The sequence below is a fragment of the Streptomyces sp. NBC_00887 genome, from assembly GCF_045207585.1.
The window spans coordinates 9,848,595-9,862,175 of the sequence record NZ_CP108788.1; the positions used below are offsets into that span (position 1 = coordinate 9,848,595).

A 13,581-nucleotide genomic window follows, 5' to 3' on the forward strand; every position below is an offset into this window, starting at 1 on the left:
CTCGGAGCAGATCGATCAATAGATCCGATGTCTACTCTTGTATTGACCCTCCCCATCCGGGGCCCATACATTGCCGAGCACCCTAGAGGTGGTTGGAATTTTCACCATCTGACTATGCGCGGACAGAGGAGTCCTCAGGATGTTCAGATCCCTAGCCCGACTGCTACTCGGCACCATGCTGGTGGGGACCGCGGTCCTCGTCCCTGAAGTGGTGGTGCCGACGCCCGCGGCTGCGTCCGCAGGCGCGCACTACGTCGACTGCACCGCCGCCGGCGGCGGCAACGGATCCCAGCAATCGCCCTGGAACAGCATGGCCGCCGTCTCAGCGCACGCCTTCGGCCCGGGTGACCAGGTCCTGTTCAAGCGCGGTACCACCTGCAACGGCAACGTCGAGTTCAACGGGTCCGGGAGCGCATCCGCCCCCGTCCTGGTCTCCGCCTATGGCACCGGAGCCCTACCCCGGCTGGTCGGTGACGGACTGAACACCGACACGTACGCGACCGTGGTCCTGCGTAACGAGCAGTACTACGACTTCACCCATCTCGACATCAGCAGCGCAGGCTCCTCGTCCGAGCTCCTGCGCGGCATCTACATCGAACTCAAGGACTACGGGACGGGTAACCACTACCACTTCACCAATCTGAACATCCACGATGTGCTCGGCCCGCGTGCGTGGGACGACAAGTCCAACGGCGGCATCGTCATGCAGGTCACCGGAACGACGGTGCCCACGCACTACAACGACATCCTGGTCGCCAACAACACCTTCACCAAGACGGACTCCTTCGCCTTCGTCCACTGGACGACCTGGCGCGAGCGGCCTGAGATGCCGTGCGTGTCGGACCCGTGCGCAGCGGGTAAGCCCTGGCAGCCCGCCACCAACATCGTCGTCCGCAACAACAGCCTCACAGACATGGGCGCCGACGGGCTCCACGCGCACAACTCGGTCGGCGCGGTCATCGAGTACAACACCGTCAACGGCCACATGACCCGTGACCCGTCGCACTATCACGTGGCCATATGGAACTGGAACGCGGACGACTCGGTCATTCAGTTCAACGAGGTGTCCGGCGGGCAGAGCCGCCTCGACGGAACCGCCTTCGACTTCGACGGCGGCGCCAATCGCCAGATCGTGCAGTACAACTACTCGCACGACAACCAGGGTGGACTCCTCACCATCTGTTCGCACGGGATCTCCAAGGACAACGTCGCCCGCTACAACATCTCCCAGAACGACGGCCGCGGCTTGTGGATCGTCTGTGGCAAGGCGCTGAACACCAGGGTGTACAACAACACGTTCTACGCGAAGACCCCTGCACACCTGCCCATGGAACCGATCGACAACCGGAACGGGTCCACCGCCGAGAACGTCAGGCTCTACAACAACATCTTCAGCTTCGACCCGTCGCTGGCCGGCCAGGTCAACTACAACAACGCGGACGCCCTCGCGTGGAACTCAAATACCTTCCACGGTGTGCACCCCGCCACCGAGCCCGCCGACCCGCGCAAGCTGACCGCCGATCCCGGACTGTCCGCGCCCGGCACCAATCCGACCGGCTACAACCTCGTCGCCGGTTCCACCTCGCGGACGAGCGGTGTCGCTATCCCCAATAACGGCGGCCGGGACTACTTCGGCAATTCCGTCCCCGCGCTCTGTGACCCCGACCGGGGGGCCGTCCAGTCCTCCGCCCTCACCAGCCAGACCTGCTCCTCGAGCCTCGTTGTCGGCGGCAACGCCACCCAATCCAGCACCCTCAACGGTGCCAGCGCCGACCGGGCGCTGGACGGGGACACCGACGGCAACTTCGGCAACGGGTCGGTCACCCACACCAACAACGCGCCCATCGACGCGAACCCGTGGTGGCAGGTCGACCTCGGCAGCAGCAGACCGGTCGGCACCATCCGCATCGCGAACCGGACCGACTGCTGCTCCAGCCGCCTGTCCGACTTCAACGTCTTCGCGTCCGCCACTCCGTTCACGTCGAATGATCCAGCCGTGACGGCAGAACAGCCGGGTGTGTGGCAGCGGCACGTGGCCGAACAGGCGCCCGACCTCTTCACGATCCCCGTGGGCAAGGAAGTCCGGTACATCCGGGTCCAGCTCATCGGCAACGCCAACCCGCTCTCCCTGGCCGAAGTGGAGGTGTTCTCGAACCACGCGCTGCCCGGGACCGCCACCGCCAACGCTGCATGCAACGGCAACGAGGCGGCCGCGAAGGCCATCGACGGTGCTCCCGGAACCAAGTGGTGCTCCCCAGGCAACGGAGGCAACCACACCCTCACCGTGAACCTCACCGGCCCGCGAACCGTCGACGGGTTCAATATCCGGCACGCCGGCTCGGGTGGTGATCCGTCGAACCTGAACACGCGGGATTTCACCATCGCCACCACCACCGACCCGACCTGTGCCGGCGGTTGGACCACCCGGGTCACGGCGACCGGCAACACCGCCAACGTCACCAAACACTCGATCACACCGGTTTCAGCGACCTGCGTGCGCCTTAACACCACGGTTCCGTCGACCAATGACGGAGCCCAGGCCGCCCGGATCCATGAGTTCGAGGTCTACGGATCGTGACGAGGACTCTCCTGGTCAGGCTGGGTGCGGCCGCCGCCACCGCGGCGGCCGCCCTGGCCGTTTCCTGCACCGCGCAGCCCGACCGCGCCGAACCGACACCTCTGACCACGACGGGACATCCGACCTTGGTCGCGTTCCTGGCCACCGAAACGACCGGCGCGGATCCGTCGGCGCTGCAGATCACCACGCTGAAGAGCATGGCCCAGCAGTACGGGCCCGCAGGCCTGCGCACCGTCATCGTCGACACCGCCAAGTCCACGCCCGACCAGCTCGTGAACTTCGGCCACGACTGGCAACTCGGAGACATCAGTGTCCGGCCGGACCCCGATGGTTCCCTCGCCGAGGCCGAGGACGTGAACTCGGCCCCGGCGGTCCTGCTCTTCGACAAGTCGGCGCGGCTCAGCAAGCGCTGGGACGGCCGCGTCAACAACCCCGACCTCGCATTCGCGTTGCAGGCCCTGGGCCTCGACCGCGCTGGAACGTGATGGTCCCTGCGAAAGGCTCACCTGAGAGTGTCCATGAACCGGAACCCCGCTGACTGCGACAACATCCTGTGGTACGACAAGCCTGCAACCGATTGGGAGACGGAGGCATTGCCGATCGGCAACGGTGCGCTCGGCGCCATGGTTTTCGGAGGCATTGCCTCAGAGCGGCTTCAGTTCAACGAAAAGACGCTCTGGACCGGCGGCCCCGGCTCGGGCGATTACGACTCGGGCAACTGGAGGTCATCGCGCCGCGCCGCGCTTGACGAGGTGCTGAGCACGATCAGCAGCGAGGACGCGGCCGAGCCGGAGTGGGTGGCTGGCATGCTCGGCCAGCTCAGAAGAGGGTTCGGCAGCTACCAGACCTTCGGCGACCTCCGGTTGGATCTGCATGGTCCATCGCAGTCCGTCTCCGGGTATCGGCGCGAGCTGCGCATCGACGATGCCACTGCGCACGTCGCTTTCACCGCGGACGGGGTGCGCCACAGCCGCGAGTACTTCATCAGCTGCCCGGAACAGGTGTTCGTCGGACGATTGGCCACCGATCAACCGGGTCAGGTGTCCTTCACACTTCGCTACTCATCCCCTCGGGCCGATTTTGCTGCGACCTGCGCGGACGGCAGGTTGAGCATCCGTGGCGCCCTGGCTGACAACGGGATGGTGTTCGACTGCCAGGTTCAAGTGGTGACCGACGGAGGCAGCGTCTCCTGTGACGATGGCGCCATCTCCGTGTCGGGTGCCACCAGCGCGACCTTCATCCTCGCGGCCGCGACGGATTACGCCGATGCCTACCCCACCTACCGAGGACCCGACCCGGGCGATGCCGTGACCGACCGGGTGGACGCGGCGACAGCCAGGTCCTACGCCGACCTGCGCGCCGCGCACGTACATGACCACCAGGCACTCTTCAACCGGGTGCAGCTCGACATCGGGCAAGAGATGCCGAACCAGCCGACGGACACTCTGCGCGCCGCCTACACCGGTGGCGTGTCGGCCGCGGACCGGGCGCTGGAGGCGCTGTTCTTCCACTACGGCCGGTATCTGCTGATCGCATCCTCCCGAGCTGGGTCGCTGCCCGCCAACCTGCAGGGCGTCTGGAACAAGGACACCTCACCGCCATGGGGTGCCGACTACCACGTCAACATCAACCTGCAGATGAACTACTGGCCGGCGGGCCCGGCCAACCTCCTCGAGGCAGCCGAACCGTTCGTCCGTTTCGTGGAGGCATTGGTCGCCCCCGGCAGCGTCACCGCGCAGGCGATGTTCGCTACCGAGGGCTGGGTCGTCAACAACGAAACGAACCCGTTCGGGTTCACCGGGGTGCACGACTGGGCGGGTTCGTTCTGGTTCCCCGAAGCCAACGGCTGGCTCGCCTCGCAGCTGTTCGATCTGTACGAGTTCACCAAGGACCGCGGACTGCTGGAGCGGATCTACCCGATACTCAAAGGAGCGAGCGAGTTCTGGCTCGCCAACCTACGCGCCGACCCCCGTGACGGAACTCTCGTCGTCACCCCGAGTTTCTCCCCCGAACACGGCCAGTTCAGCGCCGGGGCGGCAATGGCCCAGCAGATCGTGCACCAGCTGTTCGCTGACACCATTGCCGCGGCCGGGCAACTCCGTACCGACCCCGGACTGAGTGACCGGATTCGGGCTGTGGTCACCCGGCTCGACCCAGGCTTGCGGATTGGGGCGTGGGGCCAACTACAGGAGTGGAAGGCCGACCTCGACCAAGGCACTGACACGCACCGACACGCCTCCCACCTGTACGCCCTGCACCCCGGTCACGGGATTGACGCCGGGTCGCACTTCGCGGATGCGGCTCGCGTCTCACTCAACGCGCGCGGGGATGGCGGGACCGGTTGGAGCAAGGCATGGAAGATCAACTTCTGGGCGCGGCTTCTGGACGGCGACCGCGCGCACAAGCTCCTCGTCGAACAGCTCAGAAGCTCCACGCTGCCCAACCTGTTGGACACCCACCCGCCGTTCCAGATCGACGGGAATTTCGGGGCGACCGCCGGGATCACCGAGATGCTGCTGCAGAGTCAGAATGGTGAGATCCATGCCCTTCCGGCCAAACCGAGTTCGTGGTCGTCAGGGTCGGTGACCGGGCTCAAGGCCCGGGGGAACGTTACCGTCGACATCTCCTGGACTGTTCACGGGGACGTGCGCATCACGATGAAACCCGCGAACTCGGGTGATTTCACACTGCGCAACCAGGTGATCGGCGGTTCCCATGCCATGACTGACCTCACCTCGGGCGGCCTGGTTGTCGGCATCATCAACGGCGACCGCTTGACGTTCACCGCGACCGCGGGCCATACGTATCAGCTCGCCGGGTGCTCGCGTAACCGCTCGGTTCCGGTCCGATGATCAAGACATGGTGTACGACGAGGTGGGTCGGCTGGATGATCCGGTCCTGGGGAGCGGCCCATGGTCGGGGGATGGCGCGCTGCTTTGCGTGACATACAGCGAGTGAGAGAGCAGGGGCAGCCACCAGGTTCACGTCGTTATCGACCATGACCGTGCAGCCAAGTTTCTGGCTGAGGGCCTCCCGGACGAGAAAGCAGTCCCAGCCGGGCATGATCGGTGGAGCGACCGGGATGCCCACGGGGAATTGCACCGGCCCGGGAACCCCCACTCCGGCTCCGTCGAAGTCCTCGGCGAGTCCGGCTGCCTGCAACTTCGCAGCCATGTCGAGCACTTGCTCGACCACGGCGACAGGACCGTCCCTCACATCGATCGGCAGACTCACTGGCCGAGGACTTCCAACTGAGCGTTGGTGAGTGCGACATCGGCTGACGTGTCTCCGGTGTCGACGCCCAGAAAGCGAAGCTCGGGTGTGAGCCGGATGTTGTGGGACCTGCGGCCGCCCCCGCGAGGCAGCGAGTCCGTCGTTCACCACGAGCCCCGTCTCGATGAGTCTGTCCACCTCGACAGCGAGTTCGGATCACGACAAGTTCACAGGCTCACCCAACTGGGCGCGCGAGTTGGCGCCTGCGTCGCGCAGCAGCGTGAGTATGCGCGCCTGATGGGCGTTAGCCCGTCGTGCCGTCATGCGCCTCACGTCGCCCCTTCCCCGTGATGCCTGGAGGGTCGTCCCGGCGCGCAGAGGGCCGGCTCGGGCCGGGTGGCCGTCCCGTGCGCTGTCGTCTCGAAGGAGGTGGGCGTTGGCCATCCGTCTCGTCGCGCTATCGACTTGTGACTCGATCGACCCTGTCGCGCTCGCCCTTGGTCGCTCCGCCTCACGTTCGTGCAGCTGGCCTCGGTATAACGGGTCGATAACGCGGCGGGACAGTTCGGCAGTTGAGCACTCCTTCAATGTGACCACTACTCGTCGCAGGTCGAGGGCAACCGGTGGTACCGCCGCCCGCCGATGTCGCCGGATTGGCGCAGCCTCCACCAGAAGCCCGTGATCCCTCGGCACGGGCACCCATTCACGACCGCACGAGAACGGCAGGGAGACGCTCGCGATGACGACATCTGCACAGGCAGAGCCACGTACGGGAATCTGGCTGATCGGCGCCCGCGGGTCCGTCGCCACCACAGGGGTCGCCCGGGTGCTGTGGTGCAACCCCGTTGCCTTCTATGGGCTCAGCGGTCGGCTGAACCTGGACGTCGCGGCCACCGACGCCACCCACGAGGGCAACTCCATCCTCCGCGGCGAGGCGTGAACTATGCGCTTCCGCCATCCCGACGGCTCCACCGTCCACCTGGCCTACTGCACCAACGTCCACCCCGCCGAGACCCTCGACGGCGTCCTCGCCCAGCTCCGGGACCACTGCGAACCAGTGCGTATCAGGCTGGGCTGGGAACGGCTCGGCATCGGTCTGTGGCTCGCCCGGGACGCAGTGTTCAGCCTTGTCCGTGACCCGGGTGCCCTTCGTCTGCTCCGCGCAGAGCTGAGACGGCGACGTCTTGAGGTTGTCACCCTCAACGGCGTCCCCTACGAGGGCTTCGGCGCCGAGAAGGTCAAGTTCCGCGTCTACAAGCCCGATTGGGCGGATCCTCAACGCCTCAAGTACACCGCCGACTTGGCTCGCTTGCTTACTGCGCTATTGCCGGACGACGTGAGTGAAGGCAGCATTTCCACCCTTCCTCTCGCCTGGCGGACGTCGTACAGCCATCGTTCGGGCGAGGCCGCCCGAAGGGCCCTCTCCTCCCTGGTCGACTACCTCGATGCCATGGAGAGGAGCACTGGACGGTCTATTCGCGTAGGGCTGGAGCCGGAGCCCGGCTGCATCCTGGAGACCACTGCCGACGCGACCGCACTACTCTCCGACTTCGACCCCTTCCGGATCGGGGTTTGCGTCGACACCGGTCACCTGGCTACGTCCTTCGAAGACCCGGCGACCGCGCTCGGCGAGCTTGATGCCGCCAACATTCCCGTCGTTAAAGCTCAGCTCTCCACCGCCCTGCACGTGCAGGAGCCGCATATGCCGGAGGCGCGCCAGGCGCTGGCAGCCTTCGACGAGCCGCGGTTCCTGCACCAGACGCGGGTGAGGACGGAGGCCGGGTTGCGCGGCACTGACGATGTGGGAGAGGCCCTTGGTCTCGGTGGCCTGCCGGTCACCGCACCCTGGCGTGCGCACTTCCGTCTCCCTCTGCACGCCGTGTCCGCGGGGCCGTTGACCTCCACGCTGCCCGTGCTCAAGGAGTGCCTGGCCCACCTGGTCGGTGGCCCTGCCGCGCGTACGCACCAACTGGAAGTGGAGACCTATATGTGGCAGGCCCTGCCACCGTCTCTGCGACCTCTCGACCGCGCCGGTCTGATCGAGGGCATCGCCGCGGAACTCGCCTTCGCCCACGACCTGTTGACGGACCTCGGCCTGAAGGAGCTGCCATGAGCACCCCCACCCCGCTTCTCGTCCTCGACGTCGTCGGCCTCACCCCGACTTCGCCCAGCTCGTCGAGATCCACCGCAAACCCGGCTACGACCCGGTCCAACTGTTCATGGACCCGCTCGACCCCTACGTCAAGGTCAAGGCCGCCACCGCGCTGGCGCGCAAGAAGCTCGGCATGTGCTACCGGATGGCGGGTCTGCCCCTGGATCCCTCGCCTGTTCGCGGCAGCCACGGCTGCCTTCCCGCGAGCGACGACGGTCCGGTGATTCTCTGTTGAGCCCTCATGCCGTCACTTCTCCGGCTAAGGCGACAGACGCAAAAACCTTGCCTGACACTGGCCGGCCTCAGCTGATTGGCGGAGCGACCGATGCTGCGCCCTGACACCGCACCGGGCGCCCACCACAGGGTGGCATCCGTACGGACCTCGGCTCGGCGTGCCGGGAGTGTCGTACGGCTCGGGTGAAGCAGCCCGGAGCGGCTGTCCGGTTGCGGCTGATGCCGACTTCAACTCGGGCGAAAGTCGCCTTCGTTGACCTATGGTCGTCATGATATATGACGAGTGTCAAGCAAAAGATTGATGAATCAAATCCTATGTAGGAGCCTTGACGAGCGAAAGGGGGACTGCCAATGTGGCGGCGTCCCAGAGCCTGGCGGGTGGCACGTCGGCAGGGGCGGTTGTTTCAGCCTCTAGACGCGGTCGGCGTACGAGTCGAATGTCGAAAGGTAAGCTTCGTGCTTCGAAGTACACGCCCCTGGACCGCGGCAACAGCGTTGATGCTGATAGCCGCCTCACTCACAGCGTTCGCCGGGTTCTCCACCCCGGCGGCCGCGCACGACATCCCCCTATCGGACTTCTCGGAGGTCACCCTTGCGAGGGGGGCGGGGAACTGGGCGAGCCCATCGCGATGGAGGTACTGCCGGACCGGTCGGTGCTGCACACCGCGCGCGACGGGAAATTGCGGCGCACCGACAAGGACGGCACAACGACCTTGATCGGAACACTCCCCGTCTACACGCACGACGAGGAGGGGCTTCAAGGAGTCGGCGTAGACCCCGATTTCGCCTCGAACCGGCGGATCTACCTTTTTTACGCGCCGGCCTCCGAGAGTGTGAACCGGTTGTCGAGGTTCACGCTGAAGTCCGACTACACACTCGAGCTGGCCAGCGAGAAGAAGATCCTCGACGTCGCGGCGACCCGAGGGATCTGCTGCCACGTGGGCGGTGACATCGACTTCGACGCGGCGGGCAACCTGTATCTGTCCACGGGCGACGACACGAACCCGTTCACCACTGGGTACGCGCCGATCGACGAACGACCGGGCCAGGAGGCGTACGACGCCCAGCGCACCTCAGCGAACACCAACGACCTGCGGGGCAAGGTTCTCCGGGTCAAGGTCAAGGATGACGGCAGTTACTCGATCCCGCCGGGCAACCTGTTCGCCCCGGGCACAGACAAGACCAGGCCGGAGATCTACGCGATGGGACTCCGGAACCCCTTCCGGATGAACGTCGACAGGGAGACCGGGGCGGTCTACGTGGGCGACTACGGTCCGGACGCACTCAGCTCCGAAGCCGACCGTGGACCGGCTGGGCAGGTCGAATTCAACCGGATCACTGAGCCCGGAAACTATGGCTGGCCGTACTGCACGGGGACCAACTCCGCGGCCGAAATCTACAACGACTGGAACTTCGCGACCAACTCGACTGGTCCGAAGTTCGACTGCGCGGGCGGTCCCACCAACAGCTCGCCCAACAACACCGGCCTGACCGTGCTGCCCCCGGCCAAGCCGTCGTGGATCCGCTACGGCGGCGATGCCGGCAGCCCACCGGAGTTCGGCTTCGGGGGTGAGGCTCCGATGGCCGGCCCGGTCTACCGCTACGACGCGTCGAACCCTTCCGCCACAAAGTTCCCGGAGTCGCTCAGCGGGCATTTCTTCGCCGGTGAGTTCGGCCGTGGCTGGATCAAGGCGATCCATGTGACGGCCACGGGTGGTGTCGGTGAGATCAGCACGTTCAAGGACAGCCCCACGGACAACGTCAATCAGGTGATGGACGTGGAGTTCGGTCCGGACGGTGCCCTGTACGTCCTGGACTACGGCAACGGCAAGTACTTCGAGCTCAACGACAACTCCAGGATACTGCGTTACGACTACGTCGGGGCGGGCGGCAATCACGCACCGGAGGCAGTCGCCGCGGGTGACCCGCTCCACGGACACGCGCCGCTGACGGTGAAGTTCTCCTCGGCGGGCTCGAAGGACCCGGACGGCGACCCGATCACCTATTCCTGGACCTTCGGCGACGGAGCGTCCTCGACCGAGGCCAACCCCTCACACACGTACAGCAGTAACGGCACCTACAAGGCCACACTCACCGTCCGAGACCCGGACGGTGCGACCGCAACCGACGACCTGAACATCGGCGTCGGCAACACCCCGCCGACGGTGACGGTCCCTCGGCCCTCGGAAGGACAGCTGGTCTCCTGGAACGACATCATCCCGTTCGACTTCACCGCCTCCGACGCCGAGGACGGAGCCGAGCCCGACTGCTCCCGGGCGGAGATGAACATGGGCGTCAGGCACGACACTCCGCCGAACAGTCATGTGCACCAGTTGGGCACGGAGGCCGGGTGCTCAGGCTGGATGGAGGTGAAGGACTCCAACGAGGGAGAAGCGGCCCGACTTTTCCCCGTCTTCGACGCCCGCTACACCGACAGCCAGGGCCTGGCGGGTGGCAAGCGTGTCACCACACAGCTGCGTGAGCGGCAGGCGGAACACTTCGACGACCAGTCGGGCATCAGCACCATCATCAAGCCGACCGCCAAGGGCGGTGCCACCGTCGGCGAGATCGACAACGGTGACTGGATCTCCTTCGAGCCGTACCGCCTGGAGAAGGTGAAGTCGTTCACCGCCCGGGTCTCCTCCGGTGGCGCCGGCGGCACGCTGCAGATCCGCGCGGGGGCGCCGACCGGGCCCGTTCTCGGGTCCGCTGCCGTCCCGGCCACCGGAGGCTGGGAGACCTTTACCACGGTGACGGGCACTGTCTCCAACGCCAAGGCCGAGACCACCACGCTCTATCTGACCTTCAGCGGAGGCTCGGGGAAGCTTTTCGATGTGGACTCGTTCAACTTCACTACCGCGGGCCCGGTTCAGGGCCTTGGCGGCAAGTGCTTGGACGTCGCGGGTGCATCGACTGCGGACGACACACAGATCCAGATGTACGACTGCAACAACTCTGCTGCGCAGACCTGGCAGCGCGACGGCCGGACGCTGAAGGCGTTGGGCAAGTGCCTCGACGTCGCAGGCGCGGGTACCGCGGACGGCACGAAGATCCAGCTCTACCGGTGCAACGGAACCGTCGCGCAGGAGTGGGTCCCGCAAACGGACGGCACACTCCGTAACCCAAATTCCGGAAAGTGCCTCGATGTCCAGGGCGCCAACACGGCTTCCGGAACGAAGGTGCAGTTGTGGACCTGTAACGGAACCGGCGCCCAGAAGTGGGCGGTGCTCGTATGACCAGGAAAGCACTGCTCGGCATCTCGGTCGTGGCGCTGACCGTGGGCGGTCTGGTGCAGGCTCCGGCCGCCTCGGCGGCCGACCGGGACTATCAGGTGCTGGTCTTCTCCAAGACCGTGGGATACCGGCACGACCCGGCCATCACCGCGGGCACCCAAACGATCAAGGACCTGGGTGCGGCAAACGATTTCTCCGTCACCGCCACCGAGGACGCGGAAGCGTTCACCCCCGGCAATCTGGCCCAGTACGAGGCAGTGGTCTTCCTCAATACCACGACCATCACGAACGACCCCGCCAGTCGTCTCTTCACCGACGACCAGCGGTCGGCCTTCGAGGGGTATATCAAGGAGGGCGGCGGGTACGTCGGTGTGCATGCCGCCGCCGACACGGAGTACGGCTGGAACTTCTACGGCGGCGTCGTCGGCGCCTACTTCAACTCCCACCCGGTCCAGCAGCAGGCGACGGTGAAGGTGGAGGACCGTGCGCATGCCGGCACGTCCCACCTGCCGCAGAGCTGGAGCCGGTGGGACGAGTGGTACAACTACCAGTCCAACCCGCGCTCCACCGCCCATGTGCTGGCCTCGCTGGAGGAGTCGAGCTATAGCGCGGGGAGCGGTGCGATGGGCGATCACCCGATCACCTGGTGCAAGCCGTACCAGGGCGGACGCTCCTGGTACACCGGCCTCGGCCACACCGAGGCGTCCTACGGCGACGAGGGCTTCCGAAAGATGCTGCTGGGCGGCATCCGCTACGCGGCCGGCGTCTCCAAGGCGGACTGTCGCCCCGAGATGGGCTACGCCCCGCTCTACAACGGGTCCACCGCCGGCTGGAAGCAGGCCGGCCCGGGAGGCTTCATCAACTACGACGCCACCCTGGCCTCGCACGGCGGCATGGGCCTGCTCTGGTACGACACCAAGGCGTACACCTCGTACTCGCTCAAACTGGACTGGAAGCTGACCGGGGACGCCAACTCCGGCGTCTTCCTCGGCTTTCCGCCCTCCGATGACCCGTGGTCGGCCGTCAACAAGGGATACGAGGTCCAGATCGACGCCACGGACGCCGCGGACAGGACCACTGGTTCGGTCTACGGCTTCAAGGGCGCGGACGTGGCCCCCCGGGACGCCGCGCTCAACCCACCGGGGGAGTGGAACACCTACGAACTGCTCGTCCAGGGCGACCGGCTGGAGGTCTTCCTCAACGGCGTCAAGATCAACGAGTTCACCGACACCGACCCGGCCCGTTCCCTGGCCGGCCACATCGGCATCCAAAACCACGGGACCGGAGATGAGGCGTCCTTCCGCAACATCCGGATCAAGGACCTGAGCGCGACGACTGCTGTCCAGGCCGAGTCCTACTCAGAGGCCAGTGGCGTGAGTTCATTCTCCAAGGCGGGGGCGAACAGTGGTCAGACCCTGGGCTACATCGACCCGGGCGACTGGGCCCGCTACGACGGGATCGCGCTGACTGGCGCCACTGGCTTCAAGGCCAGGGTCGTCTCCGGCGGTCCGGGCGGCACCCTCCAGGTGCGGACGGGATCACCGACCGGTCCGATCCTGGGTTCGGTCGCTGTGCCGAACACTGGTGGCTGGTCGACCTACCAGGACGTCTCGACCACACTGTCCAACGTCCCGGCGGGCACCGGGAACGTCTACTTGACCTTCTCGGGAAGTGGGAGCGGTCTGTTCGACGTTGACGACTTCACCTTCACCCGAGGCAGCGGATCCGGCCCGATCAAGAGCCTGGGCGGGCTGTGCCTGGATGTCAAGGGAGCCTCAACGGCGGATGGCACCCAGGCCCAGGTGTATACGTGCAACGGCACCGCGGCACAGTCCTGGACCAGATCGGGGCAGACGCTGCGGGCCCTCGGCAAGTGTCTTGACGTCAATGGTGCGGCGACGTTGGACGGGACGAAAGTACAGCTGTGGACGTGCAACGGGACCGCCGCCCAGAACTGGGAGCCGCGAGCAGACGGTTCGCTGGTGAACCCGAAGTCCGGCAAGTGCCTTGATGTCGAGGGCGGTCATGCCGTTTCGGACACGAAGGTGCAGCTGCGGACGTGCAACGGTACCGCCGCGCAGACGTGGGACCAGAGCACCTGACGGGCCGATGACGCCGGACGGTTCCGGTCCCGCCACCCGGTGGGACCGGAACCGTCCGGCCTTTCGCGA

The 13,581-nt window shown here is 66.0% G+C and carries 5 protein-coding genes and 4 pseudogenes; 8 read left to right on the forward strand and 1 reads right to left on the reverse strand.

Going from position 1 to position 13,581, the window contains the following annotated elements; genetic code table 11:
* Positions 1-139 precede the first annotated feature (139 nt).
* From OG844_RS44850 to OG844_RS44860, 3 genes are read left to right on the forward strand one after another with little or no spacing between them, the layout of a single operon-like run.
* A complete protein-coding gene (locus OG844_RS44850) occupies positions 140-2,578 on the forward strand; it encodes a discoidin domain-containing protein (RefSeq protein ID WP_406387386.1) in 2,439 nt (812 codons plus the stop codon).
* Positions 2,575-3,063: a peroxiredoxin family protein gene (locus OG844_RS44855; protein ID WP_406387384.1), complete on the forward strand. Its 489-nt coding sequence runs from the start codon at positions 2,575-2,577 to the stop codon at positions 3,061-3,063. The genes OG844_RS44850 and OG844_RS44855 overlap by 4 nt, the downstream gene beginning before the upstream one ends.
* A gap of 33 nt (positions 3,064-3,096) precedes the next feature.
* Positions 3,097-5,430 (forward strand): glycosyl hydrolase family 95 catalytic domain-containing protein, encoded by a 2,334-nt coding sequence (locus OG844_RS44860; RefSeq protein ID WP_406387383.1) that lies wholly within the window; start codon positions 3,097-3,099, stop codon positions 5,428-5,430.
* 118 nt (positions 5,431-5,548) lie between these two features.
* On the opposite strand, the pseudogene OG844_RS44865 reads toward OG844_RS44860, so the two are convergent.
* A pseudogene (locus OG844_RS44865) lies at positions 5,549-6,115 on the reverse strand (ROK family protein); the annotation flags it as partial.
* Between the two features lie 493 nt (positions 6,116-6,608).
* Here OG844_RS44865 and OG844_RS44870 point away from each other — a divergent pair.
* The 5 genes and pseudogenes from OG844_RS44870 to OG844_RS44890 all read left to right on the forward strand — a co-directional run.
* A pseudogene (locus OG844_RS44870) lies at positions 6,609-6,731 on the forward strand (hydrolase TatD); the annotation flags it as partial.
* Between the two features lie 3 nt (positions 6,732-6,734).
* Complete coding sequence (gene eboE, locus OG844_RS44875) at positions 6,735-7,904, forward strand: metabolite traffic protein EboE (RefSeq protein WP_406387381.1); 1,170 nt, start codon at positions 6,735-6,737, stop codon at positions 7,902-7,904.
* 43 nt (positions 7,905-7,947) lie between these two features.
* Positions 7,948-8,253, forward strand: a pseudogene (locus OG844_RS44880) (alkaline phosphatase family protein); the annotation flags it as partial.
* 422 nt (positions 8,254-8,675) lie between these two features.
* Positions 8,676-11,413 (forward strand): annotated as a pseudogene (locus OG844_RS44885) (PQQ-dependent sugar dehydrogenase).
* Positions 11,410-13,512, forward strand: a complete 2,103-nt coding sequence (locus OG844_RS44890) for a ThuA domain-containing protein (RefSeq protein ID WP_406387380.1) — start codon at positions 11,410-11,412, stop codon at positions 13,510-13,512. The pseudogene OG844_RS44885 and the gene OG844_RS44890 overlap by 4 nt, the downstream one beginning before the upstream one ends.
* Positions 13,513-13,581: the final 69 nt, after the last annotated feature.